Annotated in this window: 17 protein-coding genes; 16 read left to right on the top strand and 1 reads right to left on the bottom strand. The window is 62.7% G+C overall.

Annotated features, from left to right (window positions below; genetic code table 11):
- Positions 1-10 precede the first annotated feature (10 nt).
- The 10 genes from G7026_RS18380 to G7026_RS18425 all read left to right on the top strand — a co-directional run bounded on the left by G7026_RS18380 (position 11) and on the right by G7026_RS18425 (position 12669).
- Positions 11-529 (top strand): chemotaxis protein CheW, encoded by a 519-nt coding sequence (locus tag G7026_RS18380; protein ID WP_181072359.1) that lies wholly within the window; start codon positions 11-13, stop codon positions 527-529.
- 28 nt (positions 530-557) lie between these two features.
- Positions 558-2213, top strand: coding sequence for a methyl-accepting chemotaxis protein (locus tag G7026_RS18385; protein WP_181072360.1), 1656 nt, complete (start codon positions 558-560; stop codon positions 2211-2213).
- A gap of 3 nt (positions 2214-2216) precedes the next feature.
- Positions 2217-2750 carry a chemotaxis protein CheW gene (locus G7026_RS18390; RefSeq protein ID WP_181072361.1) on the top strand — a complete coding sequence of 178 codons (534 nt, stop codon included), beginning with the start codon at positions 2217-2219 and terminating at the stop codon, positions 2748-2750.
- Positions 2751-2755: 5 nt separating this feature from the next.
- Complete coding sequence (locus G7026_RS18395; protein ID WP_181072362.1) at positions 2756-3571, top strand: CheR family methyltransferase; 816 nt, start codon at positions 2756-2758, stop codon at positions 3569-3571.
- The gene (locus tag G7026_RS18400; protein WP_181072363.1) at positions 3564-4067 is read left to right on the top strand and encodes a chemotaxis protein CheD; all 504 of its coding nucleotides are present in this window, start codon (positions 3564-3566) and stop codon (positions 4065-4067) included. Before G7026_RS18395 ends, G7026_RS18400 begins: the two co-directional genes overlap by 8 nt.
- A gap of 4 nt (positions 4068-4071) precedes the next feature.
- On the top strand, positions 4072-5133 hold the full coding sequence (locus G7026_RS18405) for a protein-glutamate methylesterase/protein-glutamine glutaminase (RefSeq protein WP_181072364.1): 1062 nt from the start codon (positions 4072-4074) through the stop codon (positions 5131-5133).
- 283 nt (positions 5134-5416) lie between these two features.
- Positions 5417-6871 (top strand): MBL fold metallo-hydrolase, encoded by a 1455-nt coding sequence (locus tag G7026_RS18410; protein WP_181072365.1) that lies wholly within the window; start codon positions 5417-5419, stop codon positions 6869-6871.
- A gap of 594 nt (positions 6872-7465) precedes the next feature.
- Positions 7466-8992, top strand: a complete 1527-nt coding sequence (locus G7026_RS18415; RefSeq protein WP_181072366.1) for an ATPase domain-containing protein — start codon at positions 7466-7468, stop codon at positions 8990-8992.
- Positions 8976-10667, top strand: a complete 1692-nt coding sequence (locus G7026_RS18420) for a response regulator (protein WP_181072367.1) — start codon at positions 8976-8978, stop codon at positions 10665-10667. Before G7026_RS18415 ends, G7026_RS18420 begins: the two co-directional genes overlap by 17 nt.
- Positions 10668-11040: 373 nt before the next feature.
- The gene (locus G7026_RS18425) at positions 11041-12669 is read left to right on the top strand and encodes a methyl-accepting chemotaxis protein (protein ID WP_181072368.1); all 1629 of its coding nucleotides are present in this window, start codon (positions 11041-11043) and stop codon (positions 12667-12669) included.
- A gap of 319 nt (positions 12670-12988) precedes the next feature.
- Here the strand turns inward: G7026_RS18425 and G7026_RS18430 are convergent, their stop codons facing one another.
- Positions 12989-13474, bottom strand: a complete 486-nt coding sequence (locus G7026_RS18430) for an Lrp/AsnC family transcriptional regulator (RefSeq protein ID WP_308811815.1) — start codon at positions 13472-13474, stop codon at positions 12989-12991.
- A 131-nt stretch (positions 13475-13605) separates the two neighbouring features.
- Here G7026_RS18430 and G7026_RS18435 point away from each other — a divergent pair, with 131 nt between their 5' ends.
- From G7026_RS18435 to G7026_RS18460, 6 genes are all read left to right on the top strand, one after another.
- Entirely contained in the window at positions 13606-14232 is a 627-nt protein-coding gene (locus G7026_RS18435; RefSeq protein ID WP_181072370.1) for a LysE family translocator, read from the top strand.
- 282 nt (positions 14233-14514) lie between these two features.
- Positions 14515-15219, top strand: a complete 705-nt coding sequence (locus G7026_RS18440) for a pirin family protein (RefSeq protein WP_181072371.1) — start codon at positions 14515-14517, stop codon at positions 15217-15219.
- A 146-nt stretch (positions 15220-15365) separates the two neighbouring features.
- Complete coding sequence (locus tag G7026_RS18445; protein ID WP_181072372.1) at positions 15366-16046, top strand: hydrolase; 681 nt, start codon at positions 15366-15368, stop codon at positions 16044-16046.
- 67 nt (positions 16047-16113) lie between these two features.
- The gene (locus G7026_RS18450; RefSeq protein ID WP_181072373.1) at positions 16114-16386 is read left to right on the top strand and encodes a XapX domain-containing protein; all 273 of its coding nucleotides are present in this window, start codon (positions 16114-16116) and stop codon (positions 16384-16386) included.
- Between the two features lie 75 nt (positions 16387-16461).
- Complete coding sequence (locus G7026_RS18455; protein WP_181072374.1) at positions 16462-18462, top strand: amidohydrolase; 2001 nt, start codon at positions 16462-16464, stop codon at positions 18460-18462.
- Between the two features lie 97 nt (positions 18463-18559).
- A complete protein-coding gene (locus G7026_RS18460; protein WP_181072375.1) occupies positions 18560-20179 on the top strand; it encodes an MFS transporter in 1620 nt (539 codons plus the stop codon).
- Positions 20180-20324 lie beyond the last annotated feature (145 nt).

Genomic DNA, 20324 nt, shown 5'->3' on the forward strand with positions numbered 1-20324 from the left:
GAGCATTGAAGTGAGCCATCTTGCATCCAATGCCGAGCAGGCAAGCGCCGCTCAGCAACTACCCGAGCAGTACCTGACGTTCGAGCTTGCCGGGGAGACGTACGCAATCGACAGCCTGTGCGTGCGCGAAATCATCGAATACCCGCTCCTGACCCGCGTCCCGTCGGCCGGCAGAGCCATCAAAGGGGTGATCAACCTCAGAGGCTCGGTAGTACCCGTCATCGATCTTGCCGTGCGCTTCGGCCGCGGGCAGACCGCAATCAACCGACGCACGTGCGTCATCATCCTGGAGGTCCGTGACGAGGACGAAGCGCTGGTGCTCGGCATCATCGTCGACGCGGTGAGCGAAGTGCTCGAGGTTGCGGCATCGGATCTCCGCCAGGCGCCCGCCTTCGGTAGCCACATACGCGCTGACTTTATCCATGCGATGGCCCGAGTCGACGATCGCTTCGTCGTGCTTCTGTCCATCGAGCAAGTGCTGTCGGCACATGAACTAGGGGCAACGAGCCTCTCTAGCAATCCCAACTGATTGCCCTTTCGCCCAGGAGTATTGAGCGATGTTTAAAGATATGCGTGTCGCCAGCAAGCTGGCACTTGGATTCGGCATCGTGATCGCGATGCTCGTTGCGGTGATTCTGGTCGCTATCGTCAATATGGCGAAAATCGACTCCGCCTCCACCGAAATAGTTGGCGACCGATACCCGAAAGTTCGCAGTGCAATGGAAATGCAGCGCAACACCCTGAATGTCGGTCGACTGATGCGCAATCTGTTGCTGGCCGACGACCAGGCTCAACAACAGAAGAGCCTGGAAGGCATCCAGGCGGCACGCGTGTCAAACAATGAAATTCTCGACGCGCTCGACGCAACTGTAAGGGCGCCCCGCGGCCGTGAGCTTATAGGTGCCATTAACGCGGACCGACAAGCCATGGCCCAGATATATGACGAATTTTTTCGGTTGGTCCGTTTCGATGTTGATCAGGCCAAGAACTATCTCTTCAGTGATTTCGTGCCGGCCAACGACGCGCTGATCAAACATCTGGATGAGTTCGCAATTTTCCAAGCAGGCTTGATGACTGAAAGTAGCGATCAAGCGACCAAAGAGTTCGAACTTGCCCGAATGATCATGATTGCGTCTGGCATCGCCGCTCTGCTTATCGCCGTGTTGCTGGGTTATCTCATTACGCGCGGCCTGCTCCGCCAGTTGGGCGGTGAGCCTGCTTATGCTGCCGACGTGGTAACCCGTGTGGCCGCAGGCGACCTGACCGTTGAAGTAACTACCAAGGCCGGCGACACCACCAGCATGCTCGCAGCGATCAAGGCCATGACGGAAAAGCTCTCGCAGATCATCAGCGAGGTCCGCAGCAATGCCGATGCGCTCTCCAGCGCCTCGGAGGAAATATCCGCAACGGCGCAGAGCATGAGCCAAGCCGCCTCGGAGCAGGCTGCCTCGGTTGAGGAAACCTCCGCGTCGATGGAGCAAATGTCCGCGTCTATCGCCCAGAACACCGAGAACGCCAAGGTGACCGACGGCATGGCCGGCAAAGCCTCTCGCGAGGCCAGCGACGGTGGTCAGGCGGTCAAGGAAACCGTCCAGGCGATGAAAACGATCGCTGAGAAAATCGGCATCGTTGACGACATTGCCTACCAGACCAACCTGTTGGCGCTCAACGCTGCCATCGAAGCGGCCCGCGCCGGGGAACATGGCAAAGGGTTCGCCGTAGTAGCAGCCGAAGTCCGCAAGCTGGCCGAGCGCAGCCAGGTGGCCGCACAGGAAATCGGCGAGGTTGCCAAGACCAGCGTCTCTCTCGCCGAGCGCGCAGGCAGCCTACTGGACGAAATCGTCCCCTCGATCGCCAAGACTTCCGATCTCGTGCAGGAAATCGCGGCGGCCTCCGAAGAGCAAACGTCGGGTGTTGGCCAGATCAGCACGGCAATGAATCAGCTGAGCGAAATCACTCAGCAGTCGGCATCCTCTTCGGAGGAACTGGCTGCTACCGCCGAGGAAATGAGCAGCCAGGCTGAGCAGCTGCAGCAGCTGATGGATTTCTTCAGCGTAGGGGGCAGCGTAACCCGCGCCGCACGCAGCAACACGATGAAACCCTCCAAGCGTGCTGATGCTCGCAATCAGGCGCTTGCGAGGGTCGAGAAGGATCTCACCGACGCCATGGGCAGCGAAGGCCTACCGGCCGGCTTCGTCCGCTTCCAGGGGTAAGCCATGCAGAACCCCATCGAAAAAAGCGGTCAGACGGCTCCAGTGGTACCGGGGCAGTACCTTACCTTTACCCTGGGTGGCGAGCTTTTTGCGGTCGGGACGCTGAGCGTTCGAGAAATCATTGAGTACGGGCAACTGACGCCCGTACCCATGATGCCGCCGAGCATACTGGGTGTAATCAACCTGCGCGGCTCGGTGGTTCCGGTCATCGATCTGCGCCTGCGCTTCGGAGAGAGCGCAACGCAGATCAGCCGGCGCACCTGCATCATCATTCTCGAAGTCGCCCAGGGGCAGTTGACTCAGGTAGTTGGCATCGTCGTCGACGCCGTCAATGCCGTACTCGAAATAACCGCGCAAGACGTCGAACCGGCACCGCGCTTCGGCGCTCGCGTGCGCAGCGACTTCATACTCGGCATGGGCAAGGTCGACGGAAAACTCGTGATCCTGCTGGACATCGGCAGAGTGCTTTCTGCCGAAGACATTGCCTTGTTGGCAAGCGCTGAACGCCCCAACAGCCCTGACCTTCCCCAACCATAACCGCCATGCAATCCATTACCTTGTCCGACGGTGAATTTCGGAAGTTTCAGGAATTGATCTTCCGAACCGCCGGCATCAGCCTGTCCGAAGGAAAGAAGCCTCTCGTTGCCGGCCGCTTGAACAAGCGATTGCGGCATCATCAATTACCTAGCTACTCGGCCTATCTGGAGCTACTGGCGCAAGACGACCAAGAGCACCAGATGGCAATCGATCTGCTAACGACCAACGAGACGTACTTCTTTCGTGAGCCCAAGCATTTCGATTTTCTCCGAGACCAGCTGCAAGGGGACCTGGGGAGCGTCCGGTCGCCCGCGCCACTGCGCATCTGGTGCGGCGCCTGCTCGAGCGGCGCGGAACCCTACACCATCGCCATGATCCTCGCCGAGACAATGGGCAACCGACCGTGGGAAATCCTCGCATCGGACATTAGCACCCGCATCTTGCAGCAGGCGCGCTCGGCGACTTATCCGATGGAGGAAGCAGAAACCATTCCGAGGCATCTATTGCATCGGTATGGCCTGAAGGGAACCGGCATTCATGACGGGACGTTCATGATCGACCCGGCTTTGAGCAGGCGCGTTCGGTTCCAGCAGATCAACCTCAACGGTCCATTGCCTGACGTGGGCATGTTCGACGTAATCTTCCTGCGCAACGTGATGATTTACTTCAACGAGGCGACCAAACGACAGGTCGTCCAGCGCCTACTGGCTCATCTTCAGCCAGGCGGGTATTTCGTGATCAGTCATTCCGAAAGCCTGAATGGCATCAGCGAAGCGGTCAAACCGGTCCGCCCCTCGGTTTATCGCAAGCCCCATGCCTAAACCATCAGGTGTAATCGAGATATTCCTCCAGCCCGGAGAGCTTTATTTCGGTGATCGATCGACCCGGATTCGGACCCTACTGGGCTCCTGCGTGTCGCTGGTGCTCTGGCACCCAGAGAAAGAACTGGGTGGGATGTCACACTTCATGCTGCCGACCCGACGTCAAGAATGTAGCAAAGGGCTCGATGGCCGCTATGGCGACGAGGCGATCGCCTTGCTCTTGGAAGAAATCAAGCGCTCCAAGACCCGTCCGCAAGATTACAGCCTCCGCTTGTTCGGCGGCGGCAATATGTTTCCAAGCCTGGGTCGCGACAGCGACAGGCACATCGGAGAACGTAACATCCAGGCGGCCAGAAGCCTAATCCGGGACCATGGTCTGCAGTGCCATGGTGAAGATGTCGGGGGCACCGGCCATAGAAACCTAATATTTGATATCTGGAGCGGGCGGGTTGCTATCAAGCGCTCGCAACCCGCCTCGGGATCCTCAAGAGTGTGAAGGCATGAAGCGCATCAAAGTCCTGGTGGTCGACGACTCAGCCGTCGTCAGGCAAGTTTTGAGCAGCACGCTGGAAACGGATCCGTCGATCGAGGTGATCGGTACCGCAGCCGACCCGGTGTTTGCCTCAGAAAAGATGAGCAAGCAGTGGCCGGACGTCATCGTCCTGGACGTTGAAATGCCGCGCATGGACGGCATCACCTTTTTGAAGAAACTGATGGCCGAGCGCCCTACTCCCGTTGTCATCTGCTCGACGCTGACTGAAAAAGGCGCGGCGACGACCATGCAAGCACTCGCTGCTGGCGCGGTCAGCATCGTCACGAAACCTCAGCTGAACCTGCGCCAGTTTCTGCTCGAAAGCGCAGACGATCTAGTAGCGGCGATCAAGGGTGCGGCCCGGGCGAACCTTAAGCGTGTCGTTGCACAAAAGCAGCCACAGCCACGCCTGACAGCTGACGCGGTTCTGCCCGCCGGCCTGGCAATGGCTCGCACCACGGATCACGTCGTCGCGATCGGGACATCTACTGGCGGCACCCAAGCCTTGGAACAGGTGTTGACGGCCCTGCCCAGGGTCTGCCCCGGCCTCGTTATTGTCCAGCACATGCCCGAGCGATTCACAGCAGCCTTCGCAGATCGCTTGAACAGCCTGTGTCAGATAGAAGTGAAGGAGGCCTGCAACGGTGACCGGGTGATTCCGGGTCGAGCCTTGATCGCACCTGGCGGCCGGCACATGCTCGTCAAGCGCAACGGAGCGCAGTACATCGTGGATGTGGTTGACGGGCCGCCCGTCAGCCGGCACCGGCCATCGGTAGATGTATTGTTTCGCTCGGTGGCACGCGCGGCGGGGAGCAACGCCTTGGGCATTATCATGACAGGCATGGGGGACGACGGCGCACGCGGTCTCAAGGAAATGCGTGACAGCGGTGCCCGCACGATCGGTCAGAACGAGGCGAGTTGCGTCGTATACGGGATGCCCAAGGAAGCGGCAAAACTCGGCGCGGTCGAGAAGGAGATACCGCTCCAACTCATTTCCCAAGTCATTATGGAATCCAGACAAGCTCGGTAAAGTCTGGCAACGCACCTGCACAGCTGCCCCTTCATGGGTCCGCTCGTCAAACGCAAGAGGCGTCCCAGGACATTTCTTGCGTCAGGTTCAAAGCATCTCCGACTTAGGCACCCAACAGCCGCATCCTTGCCAAGGCAGCCAGAAACCGAGCTCGTCGGGAGCAGCCTCTCCACTGAAACTATGCCGCTCGGCCAGTTGCCAAAATGGGCTAGCGGGAGCGCCATCGGCATTGCCTCTGTTCCCTGCGAATCCGTAGTGCAACATCGCCTCCAAGGGAAACCCAATGCCCCATCCGAAACTCATTCACCACGGCGCCCGCGAAGGCGTCACCGGGTCGTGCCATCAACTGTGGATGGACGAGGCCTGCAGCTTGCTGATCGATTGCGGCCAATTTCAGGGGGAGGACGAGGAGCTGCACGGCGACGAATTGGGCCTTGATTTTTCCATCGAAGGCATCAAGGCGTTGATCGTGACCCATGTTCACATCGACCACGTCGGGCGCATTCCGAATCTGCTGGCAGCGGGTTTCAGCGGGCCGATCCTCTGCAGCGAGCCTTCCGCCCGGCTGTTGCCCATTGTGCTGGAGGACGCGTTCCGCCTCTCCATCAGTCGCAATCAGGAACAGTTGGAGCACTACCTCCAGATCGTGGAGCAGCGGATCATCGCCCTGCCCTACGACCACTGGTTCAGCCTGCATGAAACCGATACGGATACCTGCAAGGTGCGCCTGCAGCCGGCAGGGCATGTGCTGGGTTCGGCTTATGTCGAATTGGAGCTGAGCGGGCCTCAGTCAGCTGGCTATCGCGTCGTGTTCAGCGGCGACCTGGGTGCGCCCCATTCGCCGATTCTGCCGGACCTCGTACCGCCCGAGCGCGCGGACCTGCTGGTCCTGGAAAGCACCTACGGCGACCGCCGCCACGAAGACCGCGCACACCGCCGCGAGCGCCTGCAGGCGGCCATCGAGCGAGCGCTGGCTGATCAGGGCACGGTGCTGATTCCCTCGTTCAGCATTGGCCGAACACAAGAACTGTTGTACGAGCTGGAGGAGATCCTTCACGAGAAGACCGAATCGGTCGACGCGAGCGGCACGCCCGGCGAGCCCGGAAAGCAGAGCAAGGAAAACGCTCCCGATATCGACTGGCCCCAGCTTCCCATCATTCTCGATTCGCCCCTGGCCAGCCGATTCACCAAAACCTACAAAGAGCTGCAAGGCTACTGGGACGAAGACGCCCGGCACCGCCTGGAGGAAGGGCGCAAGCCGCTGTCGTTCAAGCAGCTGATCACGGTGGACAACCACGACGAGCACATGCGCATCGTCGAGCACCTCACCGACACCGCGCGCCCCGCCATCGTCATTGCCGGCAATGGCATGTGCTCGGGCGGGCGAATCGTCAACTACCTGAAGGCCATGCTGGGCGACCCGCGACATAACGTCGTGTTCGTCGGTTATCAGGGCAAGGGTACGCCAGGACGAGACATCCAGACCCATGGACCGGAAGGCGGGTTTGTCGACCTGGACGGGCAGCGCATCGACATTCGTGCGGGCATCGATAGCGTAGGCGGCTATTCCGCCCACGCCGACCAGGCCGATCTGGTCGGTTTCGTCACCCGGATGAAGGAATGGCCGAAAGAAATCCGCCTCATCCATGGCGAAGACCAGGCCAAGCAGCGCCTGGCTACAGTACTGAAGGCGCGGTATCGGGAAGCGGGAAAGGAAGGTCAGGTAACCATCCCTTAGGCTTACCCATCGAAGCCGGCTTGGACGGCCCGCACAGGGTCCGCTTGTGCGTCCTGCTTAAGATCGAAACGGCTTTACGGCGCTGTGCCCGGGACGCTCGGCGCAGGTGAGCGCTTCGCAACCAGGCGCCTCCGGGCACACCGCCCCTCTTCTACCGACATGTCGTCAAGGCCGCCAGCGATCCGGCGCGCCGATGCCGCTGATATGGCGCATGCCCCACGCGCAACCCAAGGCGAATGATTGCAGCCTTTGGCCGCTTTCCCGAACGCGTCCCATGTAAGACAAGCGAAGCGGCGGCCTGCGCGGTCTGAGAGGCGATTACCCCGCCCCAGACAGCCGCGACGAGGGCGCCCATACGGAACGGCCCGGTGCCAGACGGGTCGAATTAACTGACTGCGCCCTCGGTTGTCGCCTGTCGAACGCATGCGTTCATGCATGCTTGGCGACGCATTCGGCGATGGATCGAGCGGCTTTTAGCCCGACCCGCCTGCACGGCAATTACGGGCGTGTTCCTGCGCAGGGGCCTCGTCCAGACATGGGCAGGCACAGGCGTTGGAACCAAGCACGCAGCGGAGCCTGCGATAAGGAGAACGGATGACCGATTCCAATGATCTTCCCCTTCACCAGGACGACGAACCCCCACGCATTTCCACCGGCAGCCATGGCCTGGACGACATTCTTGGCGGCGGGCTGGACCCCAACCGCATGTACCTCTACGAAGGCAGCCCAGGCTCGGGCAAGACCACTATTGCCATGCAGTTTTTGCTCGAAGGCGTGCGCCAGGGCGAGCGCGTCCTGTACGTGACTTTGTCGGAAACGAAAGACGAGTTGGAGCTGGTCGCCAAACGGCACGGCTGGTCGCTCGAGGGCGTCGATGTCTTCGAGCTGGTCACGCCCGAAGCCAGCCTCGATCCGGAACTGGAACTGACGGTATTGCACCCGGCGGAGATGGAACTGAGCGAAACCACTCAGCAAGTGTTCGACCGCGTCACCGAAACCAACCCGACGCGGGTGATCTTCGACAGCCTCTCGGAGATGCGTCTGCTGGCGCAGAGCCCGTTGCGCTACCGGAGGCAGGTATTGGCGCTCAAGCATTTCTTCACTAAGCGCCGCTGCACCGTGATTCTGCTTGATGACCAGACCTCGGAAATGGGCGACCTGCAGCTTCACTCGATTTCCCACGGCGTGGTGATGCTCGAGCAGCTCGCCATCGACTATGGCGCCGAGCGCAGGCGCCTGCGCGTTATCAAGATGCGGGGTATCCAGTTCCGCGGCGGCTATCACGACTTTGTCATCCGCAAAGGCGGGCTGCAGATTTTCCCCCGCCTGATCGCGTCCGAACATCACTCCCGGTTCATTGCCGATGCGGCTTCCTGCGGCAATGCAGAGCTGGACAGGATGCTCGGCGGAGGGCTGGAACGCGGTACCAACGCGCTCCTGGTCGGCGCAGCCGGTGTCGGCAAATCGTCGCTGGCATTGAGTTATGCCTATGCAGCGTGCCAGCGCGGCGAGCAGGTCGCCTTCTTCGTCTTCGACGAGAACGTCGGCACCTTGCTGACCCGCGGTCGGGCGCTGGGACTGGACATCGAGCCATGGATCGAACAGGGCCTGCTACACCTGCAACAGGTCGACCCTGCCGAGCTGTCGCCCGGCGAGTTCACCGCCGCGGTACGGCACAGTGTCGAAGCGAAAGGTGCGGAAATCGTCGTGCTGGACAGCCTCAACGGCTATATGCATGCGATGCCGGACGGCAAATTCCTGATCCTGCAGATGCATGAATTGCTGAGTTACCTGGGCCAGAAAGGCGTCATCACGATCATGATCCTGGCCCAGCATGGGCTCGTCGGCCCGATGGATACGCCGATCGATATCAGCTACCTCAGCGATGCGGTTATCATGCTGCGTTATTTCGAGCACGCTGGCATCATCCGCAGGGCCTTGTCGGTGGTGAAAAAGCGCAGCGGGCGGCATGAAAATACCATCCGCGAGTATCGCCTCAGCGCGACCGGCATCAAGGTCGGGCCGCCATTGACCGACTTCAATGGCATCCTATCGGGCACACCGGAATACGCCGGTGATGCGACTCAGCTACTGATAGACGAGCATGACCACGCACACTAAGCGAGACAGCCCGGTTGTAGCCGTCTATGCCCCCATCGGCCGGGACGGTCCCGCCTCGGCCGATCTGCTCAGCCGCAACGGGATGAACGCTGTTGTCTGCCATAGCGTTGCGCAAGCTCTACAGCGCGCCGAAACGGACGCCGACGCCATCTTCATCGCAGAAGAAGGACTGTTTGGCCACGATCTCGAAAGCCTGTCTACCTGGGTCAACCAGCAGCCGGCCTGGTCAGATTTCCCGTTCGTGGTGCTCACCAGCAAACACCAGCAACCAGCGGTCGCCGCGTGGCGCCAGCGCATGGTCGCCGCGCTGCGCAACGTCTCCCTGCTGGAGCGCCCGGTACAGGGCATCACGCTGACCAGCGCGCTGAAAACGGCACTGCGCGGGCGTCACCGCCAGTACGAGGTCAGGGCGCTGCTGGAAGCGCGCGAGCGAGCGTCGCATGAACTCGAAGCGCTGGTCGTCGAGCGTACCAGTGAGCTAGAAAAGGCCAACCTCGAACTGCGCACCCAGATGGACGAGCGCGCGCATATCGAGGAAACCCTGCGCCAGACGCAAAAGATCGAGGCCATCGGCCAGCTCACCGGTGGCATCGCCCACGACTTCAACAACCTGCTGATGGTGATCTCCGGCGGGCTCGACATGCTCGATCGCCGCGCCGACCCGGAGCGCCGCAAACGCCTGATGGACGGCATGCGGCAAGCGGCCCAGCGCGGCTCGGCCCTGACCCGCCAGCTGCTCGCCTTCTCCAGACGGCAATCCCTGGCACCCGAAGCGGTCGACCTCGCCCGTCGCATCAGCCAAATGCGCGAACTGCTCGACCGCAGCCTGCGTGGCGATGTGCAGGTCAGGCAGCAATTCGCGCCAGACCTGTGGCCCGTCCAGGTGGATCCGGGCGAGCTGGAACTGGTGATTCTCAATCTGGCCGTCAACGCACGCGACGCCATGCCGGAAGGCGGCTCCATCGTGTTGCAGGCCTGCAATGCACCCGATGAACAGGTGCTTGGCCGCCGGGGAGACTTCGTCCGTCTGGCGGTGACCGACACCGGCACTGGCATCCCCGCCGAAGTTCGCAGCCGAGTATTCGACCCTTTCTTCACCACCAAGGAAATCGGCAAGGGCTCAGGGCTTGGGCTTGCGCAGGTTCACGGCTTCGCTCGGCAATCGGGCGGTACCGTTTGGATCGAGAGCGAATACGGGCGCGGCACCAGCGTGATATTGCTGCTGCCGCGCGCAGAACACGCTCCCGATCAGATAGATGAAGTTGAACCCGCTAACGATCGCGCCTTAGACGCCTCTGCCGGTAGCGTGCTGTTGGTGGACGACGACGTGGAGGTAGCGGCGTTGGTCGGCGAGATGCTCGAGCATCTTGGCTATCGGGTCACCCATGCCACCAGTGCGACCGCTGCGCTCGGAACACTGACGAATGAATGCAAAGTCGACATCGTTTTCTCAGACATCATGATGCCCGGCGGCATGAACGGCGTTGAACTGGCGAAGGAAATTCGCGCTCGCGAACTGGGCGTTCCCGTACTGCTCACCAGTGGCTACGCCGAGGTCGCGCAACAATCGGCCGCTGCCGAGGGTGTGCAGATACTGGCCAAGCCCTACCGCCTCGAGGAGCTGGCAACTGCGCTGCGCGAGGCCATCGAAGGTGCAGGCGCGGTTGTCGGTTGATTCACTGCGCCGTTCGGCGATGCGTTTCAAGTGCTCGTTCACCGGCGCATGTCGTCTACGAAGAAATAGAGCACCGGGTGCCCCGACCAGCCCGATCACTTCCCTGAATTATCCGGAATCGCGAACATCGCGCTGTTCAGCTGTCGCCCCGGAGACCCAGGCTTGGCGAGGCGCCAAAGTGCTTTTTTGTACCCGCGCAGGGCGCAGAAAGCGCATTTCTCCAGTCAGCCGTTAGCGAGTCCGGAACGCCCCGTTCCAACAATACGAACACGATTACGGGGCCGACGCTTCACGAATCCCTCGCGCGCGCCGCTATAGCTGTGAGCCCGGAACGCTACTGGCCCGCGGCCGAATGGACGATGGAGAACTCCAAATGTTGTTAAGACGACTGAAAGTAGGCCCTCGAGCGGTGCTCGGGTTTTCTACCGTGGCTTTACTGGTGATCGTGCTCGGACTTTTCGCGCAAGGCCAGATGAAGGGTATTCGCGGCGCCACGGTCGAGGTGATGGAAAACACCCTGCCCAGTTTCGCTTCGCTGGGTGCGATCAGTGATCGGATGCTGCGGCTCAGGATCATTTCGTTCCGTATTCTGGTGGACCGTGAAGAGGCGCAGCTGCGCAGCACCGTCGCACGCGGCGATGAGCTGGTGCAGGAGCTGAGCACGGCGGTGGAGGGCTACTCGAAGCTGATCTCCAGCGATGCCGAACGGGCTCAGTTCGCCCAGTTCAAAGAAGCCCTGACCGCCTACGTGGGCATCCACAAGCGTCTGGTCCAGCTGTCCAACGCTGGCGACATGGAGGGTGTGCGGACACTGCTCGGCGGCGACTACAACCTGCTGTCGATCAAGCTCGGCGCACAGCTTGCCGAGCTGGTGAAGATCAACAACGCCGCTGCCGAAGCCGTCGCCACCCAATCGCAGGAGCAGTACGACCGCGCCAATTTTGGTGTCATGGTTTCGATCCTGCTCGCCGTGGCGCTGACCATTCTGCTCGCCATCCTGTTCACTCGCAGCATCGTCGCGCCGCTCGGCGAAGCGGTGAAGGCGGCCGAAGCGATCGCCAACGGCGATTTGGCGCGCACCATCCACGTCAGCGGCAACGACGAGCCAGGCCGCCTACTCGGTGCGTTGCAGAGCATGCAGCAGAGCCTCAGGGGCACCCTGCAGGGCATCGTGGATTCCTCGACCCGACTCGCCTCGGCCGCCGAAGAGCTCAACGCGGTGACCGAGAACTCGAGTCAAATGCTGCAGCAGCAGAACCACGAGATCGAGCAGGCCGCCACCGCCGTGAACGAAATGACCGCGGCCGTGGACGAAGTGGCCAGCAACGCCACCGCCACCTCCGAGGCCTCTCGTGCAGCCGACCAGACCGCCGGGCGTGGGCGTCAGCAAGTGGAAGAAACCATCGCTTCGATCGGCAATGTGGCGGAGAACGCCGGCAGCACCGTCGAACAGGTCACCCAGCTGGCCGATAGCGTGCGCAGCATCAGCACCGTGCTCGACGTGATCCGCTCCATCGCCGAGCAAACCAATCTGCTGGCACTGAACGCTGCCATCGAAGCGGCCCGGGCCGGAGATGCCGGACGAGGATTCGCCGTGGTGGCCGACGAGGTTCGCGCCCTGGCACACCGGACGCAGCAGTCAACTCACGAGATCGAGCAGATGATCGCCAGTACCCAGCAGGGCGCCGAGCAGGCGATGTCCGCCATGCAGACCGGTAATCAGCAGGCCCAGGAAACCCTGCACATCGCCCATGCGGCGGGCGAAGCCCTGCAGCAGATCACCGCAGCCTTCAGCCAGATCACCGAGCGCAACCTGGTCATCGCCAGCGCCTCGGAAGAACAGGCGCAGGTGGCGCGCGAGGTCGATCGCAATCTGGTGAACATACGCGATCTCGCGCTGCAGACCTCCGCGGGCGCGCACCAGACTAACGCGGCCAGCCAGGAACTGGCGCGGCTGGCGGTCGACCTGAATGGACTGGTCTCGCGCTTCAAGCTCGCCTGACGGGACGAGACATCTCCCTAGGCAACGGTAAAACAAACGCCCCGACCCATGTCGGGGCGTTTGCGTTTGGACAGCAAAGGACTGATCGCGCGTGAGGATGTAAGGCTGCGCCGCCAAATTCGTTTCCCGCTCGATCCGACCACTTGCCGCAACGAGACACGGTCATCACCGATTCTGATAAAAGCGCAGTGATTGCTCAGAACGCGTCGGCCGCACGCGTCCGAGCCGTATCGCCAGATCGCAGCCCGTCAAATGAAAAGTCGCCTGGGGCGTTTGAAAGGAAGCTGCCCTTTTCACTGTGGCGGTCTCGCCGCGAGCCTCAGGCAGGCAGGTGCGCCAGCGGCAGCGGGCCTTGAGCCTTCACCGTCTGGATCGCGAAGTTGCTGCGGATATCGCGTACGCCGGGCAGCTTCAAAAGCACCTCGGTCAGGAAGCGCTCGTAGTCCCGCAGATCCTGCACGACGACGTGCAGCAGGAAGTCCGACTCACCGGACACCAGGTAGGCAGAGAGTACCTCTGGCAATGCCGACACGGCCTGGCGGAAGCGTTCCGCCTCCTCTTCGTGATGCCGCTCCACCTTGATCCCGACGAACACCGTCAACCCCAGGCCAACGGCGTCAGGGTCGAGGGTCGCCTGGTAACCCAGGATTACCCCCGCCTCTTCGAGCATTTTCACTCGGCGCAGACAGGGCGACGCCGATAGGCCAATGCGGTCGGCGAGGTCGACATTGGTCAGCCGCCCGTCCCGTTGCAGCGCCGCGAGAATGCGGCGGTCGTGGGCGTCGAGCCCGGTTTTCGGCTTCACTGGCATACAATACCTGCTACATGACGATAATCAGCATCTTCTGCCAACAAGATGCTTGTCCGTAGCGCATTACGCAAGCACCTGCCCCGACCTCTCGCCCTAACATGAAGCTTCCTTAGAGAGGCTGAAAGATGGAAAACCTGGGAATGTTCGTGCTGGCGCTGGCGGCGGTACTGGTATTGCCGGGGCCTGACATGCTGCTGCTCCTGCAGACCAGCGCGCGCATGGGCCGCACGAAGGCCCTGGCCACGGCGGCTGGTCTGGCATCCGCGCGCAGCTGTCATGTCACCTTCGCGGCGATGGGGCTGGCGTCGCTGTTCAGGACAGTGCCCTGGACGTTCGACGGGGTGCGGCTGCTGGGGGCTGCCTACTTGCTCTGGCTGGGGCTGAGTATGTTCCGGGCCGAGGCGCGGGCGACCTCCGTCGATCGCGTTGCCATGGGCGGCTCGCTGTCGCTCGGTGCTGCGTTTCGACAGGGCGTGCTGACGAACCTGCTCAATCCCAAGGCGTTGGTGTTCTGTTCGTTGCTGCTGCCCCAGTTCATCGATACCGGCGGCGGACCGGTCGCAAGCCAGTTCGTAATACTGGGTGTCACCCTGGTACTGGTGGGATTGCTGTTCGATGTCGGCTACGCGATGGCGGGTGCCCTGATCGGCCGCTGGCTCGCACAAAGCCCTGCACTTCAGCGCATGCAGCACTGTCTCTTCGGGACCCTGCTGATCGGCTACGCCTTGCGCCTCGCACTGGTATCCCAGTGATCGGTTGGCGGAGGACGCTCGTCCTACAAACGCTCGGTAGCCAGCTTGTAGGGTGGACTTCAGCTCGCTGGCGGTGAGGACTGATCGTAACTGGCGTCGCGCTTGATTCAGTAAATAAATCGGCCCGCTTATTTCCAGTTTATTAGCAGTGCGATGCCTGAAATAAAAAGGTCCGTTTTATATACAAAAGAGAGATATCGACCTTCCATCGACTTCATCCTCGCCGCTATACCAGCTGCCTATAGTGTCTCCAACGAAACCAAATTCGGCCTGGAGAACAGCATGATCGAACGCCGTCCTTTCGACAGCCTCGGTGGAGCCGACCACGGCTGGCTTCTTGCCAAGCATCATTTCTCGTTCGCTGAGTATCGCGACCCTGCGCGTATGCATTGGGGTGCGCTGCGGGTGTGGAACGACGACACCATCGCTTCAGGCGAGGGCTTCCCGCCCCATTCGCACGCCAACATGGAAATCATCACCTACGTACGCGAAGGGGCGATCACCCATGAGGACAATCTGGGCAACAAAGGCCGCACCGTGGCCGGTGATGTGCAGGTGATGAGTGCGGGCACCGGCGTTCGCCATTCCGAGTACAACCGCGAGCAGGGCGTCACGCGAATATTCCAGATCTGGATCTTCCCGAACCGCGAAGGCGAACCGCCCTCGTGGGGCTCCAAGCCTTTTCCCAAAGGCGACCGCTCCGGCAGGTTCATGGCCCTCGCCAGCGGCATCGAGGGCGACGAGGACGCCCTGCCGATCCGCACCAATGCGCGAGTGCTGGGCGCGACGCTCAACGCTGGCGAGACGGTCGAGTACCGCTTTTCCGACGCCAGCCGCTACGGCTACCTGGTGCCAGCCCGCGGCGAAGTCGAGATCAATGGCGTGAGGCTGGATACCGGCGATGGCGCCGCGATCCACGACGAGCAAGTGATTCGCATAACAGCCAGCAATGAGGCCGAACTGGTGCTGGTAGATACCGCAGGCTGAGTCGCAGTACCCCTGGCGAGGGGCTTGCGGTCATCGCTGCAGCGAGCCGGAACGGTAGCTCTCAGCCATCGAAACCGGCCGAACGCCGCACAGGCAGCAACGCATATCGCCGCCTTTGAAACTGTGCATCCTCAAGGAGAGCCATCATGTCCAAGTATCTTGAAGTGCTGACCCCGCAGAACAGCCAGATGATTTTCATCGACCAGCAGCCGCAGATGGCCTTCGGTGTGCAGTCGATCGATCGCCAGACCCTGAAGAACAATGTCGTGGGGCTGGCCAAGGCCGCCAAGGTGTTCGACATTCCCACGATCATCACCACCGTCGAGACCGAGAGCTTCTCCGGCAACACTTACCCCGAGCTGCTGGCCGTCTTCCCTGAGCACAAGATCCTCGAACGCACCTCGATGAATTCCTGGGACGACCAGAACGTGCGCGACGCACTGGCCGCCAACGGCCGCAAGAAGGTGGTCGTTTCCGGCCTGTGGACCGAGGTCTGCAACACCACCTTCGCGCTGTGCGCCGCACTGGAAGGTGACTACGAGATTTACATGGTCGCCGACGCCTCCGGCGGCACCTCGGTCGAAGCGCACAAATGCGCCATGGACCGCATGGTCCAGGCCGGCATCGTCCCGATGACCTGGCAGCAGGTGTTGCTGGAGTGGCAGCGCGACTGGGCGCGCAAGGAAACCTACGACGCCGTCATCAAGATCGTCCAGGAGCACTCCGGCGCCTACGGTATGGGCGTGGATTACGCCTACACGATGGTCCACAAGGCGCCGGAACGCGTGCAGCACGGCGGGCGCATCGGCCCTAACCCGGCCAGCTAAGCCCATCGTGATGGGAGCCGTCGTCCGTACGCCGGGCGGTGGCTCCACTCGGTCAGCGAGGTGAAGCATGAAACTCTATGCCTGGTCCCTAGGCGCCGGCCTGCTGGTCGGCGTCGTCTACAGCCTGCTCAACGTGCGTTCCCCGGCGCCGCCTTTGGTGGCCCTGGTCGGGCTGCTCGGCATCCTGGTCGGCGAGCAAATCATCCCGGTCGGCAAGCAATTGCTCGCCGGCACGGCATTCAGCACCGCCTGCGACAAGACCCACGCCGTCAGCCACCTGTTCGGTCAGTTGCCCGGTCGGCATGTCCGACAGCAGGCGGAGGACAGCGATCGAACCTGAGCATGGCCTGGCGCTCGCCCGCCAACCAACTAAAGGCGGACACCCGACGAATCCCGGCTATGAGGGCAACAACCCATGACCTCGCGCCGCAGGTTCCTTGGCGCCGCCACGACGCTTGCGCTGGGTAGCGTACTGGGACGCAACGCCGTCGCCGAAAGCCTCAGAACAGGAGAATTCACCGTGACCGATTCCGTCCCCGAGATCATTTTCCACAACGGTCAGATCACCACGCTCGATCGCGCCAATCCGGTGGCCGACGCCGTCGCGATCAAGGACGGCAAATTCCTGGCCGTAGGCTCGGACCAAGAGATCATGGCCCTGGCGGGCTCTGCCACGCGCATCGTCGACCTGAAGCGGCGCGGCGTGCTGCCCGGCTTGTTCGACAACCACACCCATGTTGTCCGCGGCGGCCTCAACTACAACCTGGAGCTGCGCTGGGACGGCGTGCGTTCGCTGGCCGACGCCATGGACATGCTCAGGCGTCAGGTCGCCATCACGCCCGCACCGCAGTGGGTCCGCGTGGTCGGCGGCTTCACCGAGCACCAGTTCGCCGAGAAGCGCCTGCCGACCCTCGCCGAGATCAACGCCGTCGCGCCCGATACGCCGGTGTTCCTGCTGCACCTCTATGATCGCGCGCTGCTCAACGGCGCCGCCCTGCGCGCGGTCGGTTATACCAAGGACACGCCCGAGCCCCCGGGCGGCGAGATCATCCGCGACGCCAACGGCAACCCCACCGGCCTGCTGCTGGCCAAGCCCAACGCGATGATTCTCTACGCCACGCTGGCCAAGGGGCCGAAGCTGCCGCTGGAATACCAGATCAACTCCACCCGCCACTTCATGCGCGAACTCAACCGCCTGGGCGTGACCGGCGTTATCGACGCCGGCGGCGGCTATCAGAACTACCCCGAGGACTACGAGGTGATCCAGAAGCTGGCCGACGAAGGCCAGATCACCGTGCGCCTGGCCTACAACCTGTTCACTCAGAAGCCCAAGGAGGAAAAGGAAGACTTCCTCAAATGGACCTCCAGCGTGACGTACAAACAGGGCGACGACTATTTCCGTCACAACGGCGCAGGCGAAATGTTGGTCTACTCGGCCGCCGACTTCGAGGACTTCCGCGTCGAGCGCCCGGAGATGCCGCCGCAGATGGAAGGCGAGCTCGAGGAAGTGGTACGCATCCTCGCGCAGAACCGCTGGCCCTGGCGGCTGCACGCCACCTACGACGAAACCATCACGCGCGCCCTGGACGTGTTCGAGAAGGTTAATGAGGACATCCCGCTCCACGGCCTCAACTGGTTCTTCGACCACGCCGAAACCATCTCGGAAAAATCCATCGACCGTATCGCCGCGCTCGGCGGCGGCATCGCCGTGCAGCACCGCATGGCCTATCAGGGCGAATACTTCGTCGAGCGCTACGGCGCCCGCGCCGCCGAGGCCACCCCGCCGGTGGCGCGCATGCTGGAGAAAGGCGTGAAGGTTTCGGCCGGCACCGATGCCACGCGGGTAGCGTCCTACAACCCCTGGGTATCGCTGGCCTGGATGGTCACCGGCAAGACGTTGGGCGGGCTCGCCCTGTATCCGCGGCGCAACCTGCTCGACCGCGAGACGGCTCTGCGCATGTGGACCGAGAACGTCGCCTGGTTCTCCAACGAGGAAGGCAAGCGCGGCCGCATCCAGGCCGGCCAGTTCGCCGACCTGATCGTGCCGAGCAAGGACTACTTCACGGTCGCCGAGGATGAACTCTCCTTCCTCACCTCCGACCTGACCGTGGTCGGCGGGCGCGTGGTCTACGGCGCGGGGGACTTCGCACCGCTCGACGACAATCCGCTGCCACCGGCCATGCCCGACTGGTCGCCGACGCGCACCTTCAAGGGCTATGGCGCCTGGGGCGAGCCCGACGGCGCCGGGCGAAACTCGCTGGCACCGTTGCAGGCCCGCGCTGCGGCTACCTGCGGCTGCGCCAGTGCCTGTGGCCTGCATGGTCACGACCACGCGCGCGCCTGGGCTTCCAGCGCGCCGGTGTCGGACTACCGGAGTTTTTTCGGTGCGCTCGGCTGTTCCTGCTGGGCCGTGTAGCGGAGGTAGCCCATGCCGACAGTTAATCGTTCGTTAGCACGGTCGCTACCTAGCCGGTTTCGAGTCGGTTGGCGGACCATGAATACGCGAGGACGCCATGAGCACTGAGCCCCCCCAAACGCTTTCCGCGTCGGAGGGCAGTTTCGCGCCACTGCGACAGAGGCTTTTCACGGTCCTGTGGGTGGCGACGATCATCGGCAACACCGGCAGCTTCATTCGCGACGTCGCCAGTGCCTGGATCATGACCGACCTGTCGCCATCGCCGGCGGCCGTCGCGCTGGTGCAGGCGGCCGCCACGCTGCCGATCTTCCTGTTGGCGATTCCCGCCGGCGTGCTCTCCGACATTCTCGACCGACGCAAATTTCTCATCGCCATCCAGCTCCTGCTGGCCAGCGTCAGCATCTGCCTGATGCTGCTGTCGGCCACCGGGCTGCAATCGGTCATCACCCTGGTGGGCCTGACCTTTCTCGGCGGGGTCGGCGCGGCGCTGATGGGGCCGACCTGGCAGGCCATCGTCCCCGAACTGGTGGAGCGCAAGGACCTCAAGAGCGCGGTGGCGCTCAACTCGCTGGGCATCAACATCGCCCGCGCCATCGGGCCGGCGGTGGGCGGGCTGATCCTCGCCAGCCTGGGGGCTGCGTTCACCTATGGCGTCGATGTCATCACCTACGTCTTCGTGATCTCCGCGCTGCTGTGGTGGCGCCGGCCGGCCGCCGCGCAGGACGTGCTCTCGGAGCGCTTCGTCGGCGCCTTCCGCGCGGGGTTGCGCTACGCCCGCGCGAGCCGCGAGCTGCATGTGGTGCTGGTGCGCGCCTTCGTATTCTTCGCCCTCGCCAGTTCGGTCTGGGCGTTGTTGCCGCTGGTCGCGCGCGGCCTGCTCGGTGGCGGAGCGGGCTTTTACGGCATCCTGCTCGGTGCGGTCGGGCTGGGCGCGATCGCAGGGGCCGTGGTCATGCCGAAACTGCGCGGACACCTGAGCGCCGACGGCTTGCTGTTGCTGGCGGCACTGGTAACGGCGGCGGTCATGGCCTTTCTCTCGTTCGCACCACCGCAATGGGCGGCGGTGGCGGCCCTGCTGTTGCTGGGCGCGGCCTGGATCACCGCGCTGACCACGCTCAACGGCGTGGCGCAGGCCATCCTGCCCAACTGGGTGCGCGGCCGCTCGCTGGCCGTGTATCTCACCGTATTCAATGGCGCCATGACCGTCGGCAGCCTGAGCTGGGGCGCGATCGCCCAGCTGACCGGCGTGCCGTTCACGCTGCTGGCCGGTGCGGTCGGGCTGGTCGTGGCGGGCGTTGCGGCCCATCGCCTGAAGCTGCCCAAGGGCGATGCCGACCTGATGCCCTCCCGACACTGGCCCGAGCCGCTGACGGCGGCGCCGGTCGAGCACGACCGGGGGCCGGTGCTGATCCAGATCGAGTACCGCATCGCGCCAGAGGACCGCACCGACTTTCTACAGGCGCTTGCCCGGCTATCGGCCGAGCGACGCCGCGATGGCGCCTACGCCTGGGGCATAACCGAGGATGCGGCCGATCCGACGCTGATGCTCGAATGGTTCCAGGTCGAATCCTGGGCCGAACATCTGCGCCAGCATCAGCGGGTGTCCAAGGCGGACGCCGATATCCAGGCAGAGGTACTGCGCTTCCATCGAGGTGAAGGTCGGCCGGTAGTGCGGCATTTCCTGGCGTTCAACCATCCGGGCGAAGGGCGGGCATAAACAGGTCTGTCGAGACTCCCCCGCACGCGGGCGCCTTCGCGACGAGGCAGTGCGGTGTAGGCGGTGCACGGGGCGCACCCGATGTTGGGGCCGGAGTATCGGAAGCCATTTCGCTTCACGGCTACGCCCCCGCTGGGCTTGGCGA

Source organism: Stutzerimonas azotifigens (assembly GCF_013522725.1).
Taxonomy (GTDB): domain Bacteria; phylum Pseudomonadota; class Gammaproteobacteria; order Pseudomonadales; family Pseudomonadaceae; genus Stutzerimonas; species Stutzerimonas azotifigens_A.

Bases quoted from the DNA above. Each gene is read 5' to 3' on its own strand.
- G7026_RS18385 (WP_181072360.1), top strand. From the start codon at position 558: ATGTTTAAAGATATGCGTGTCGCCAGCAAGCTGGCACTTGGATTCGGC.
- G7026_RS18390 (WP_181072361.1), top strand. From the start codon at position 2,217: ATGCAGAACCCCATCGAAAAAAGCGGTCAGACGGCTCCAGTGGTACCG.
- G7026_RS18395 (WP_181072362.1), top strand. From the start codon at position 2,756: ATGCAATCCATTACCTTGTCCGACGGTGAATTTCGGAAGTTTCAGGAA.
- G7026_RS18400 (WP_181072363.1), top strand. From the start codon at position 3,564: ATGCCTAAACCATCAGGTGTAATCGAGATATTCCTCCAGCCCGGAGAG.
- G7026_RS18405 (WP_181072364.1), top strand. From the start codon at position 4,072: ATGAAGCGCATCAAAGTCCTGGTGGTCGACGACTCAGCCGTCGTCAGG.
- G7026_RS18410 (WP_181072365.1), top strand. From the start codon at position 5,417: ATGCCCCATCCGAAACTCATTCACCACGGCGCCCGCGAAGGCGTCACC.
- G7026_RS18415 (WP_181072366.1), top strand. From the start codon at position 7,466: ATGACCGATTCCAATGATCTTCCCCTTCACCAGGACGACGAACCCCCA.
- G7026_RS18420 (WP_181072367.1), top strand. From the start codon at position 8,976: ATGACCACGCACACTAAGCGAGACAGCCCGGTTGTAGCCGTCTATGCC.
- G7026_RS18425 (WP_181072368.1), top strand. From the start codon at position 11,041: ATGTTGTTAAGACGACTGAAAGTAGGCCCTCGAGCGGTGCTCGGGTTT.
- G7026_RS18435 (WP_181072370.1), top strand. From the start codon at position 13,606: ATGGAAAACCTGGGAATGTTCGTGCTGGCGCTGGCGGCGGTACTGGTA.
- G7026_RS18440 (WP_181072371.1), top strand. From the start codon at position 14,515: ATGATCGAACGCCGTCCTTTCGACAGCCTCGGTGGAGCCGACCACGGC.
- G7026_RS18445 (WP_181072372.1), top strand. From the start codon at position 15,366: ATGTCCAAGTATCTTGAAGTGCTGACCCCGCAGAACAGCCAGATGATT.
- G7026_RS18450 (WP_181072373.1), top strand. From the start codon at position 16,114: ATGAAACTCTATGCCTGGTCCCTAGGCGCCGGCCTGCTGGTCGGCGTC.
- G7026_RS18455 (WP_181072374.1), top strand. From the start codon at position 16,462: ATGACCTCGCGCCGCAGGTTCCTTGGCGCCGCCACGACGCTTGCGCTG.
- G7026_RS18460 (WP_181072375.1), top strand. From the start codon at position 18,560: ATGAGCACTGAGCCCCCCCAAACGCTTTCCGCGTCGGAGGGCAGTTTC.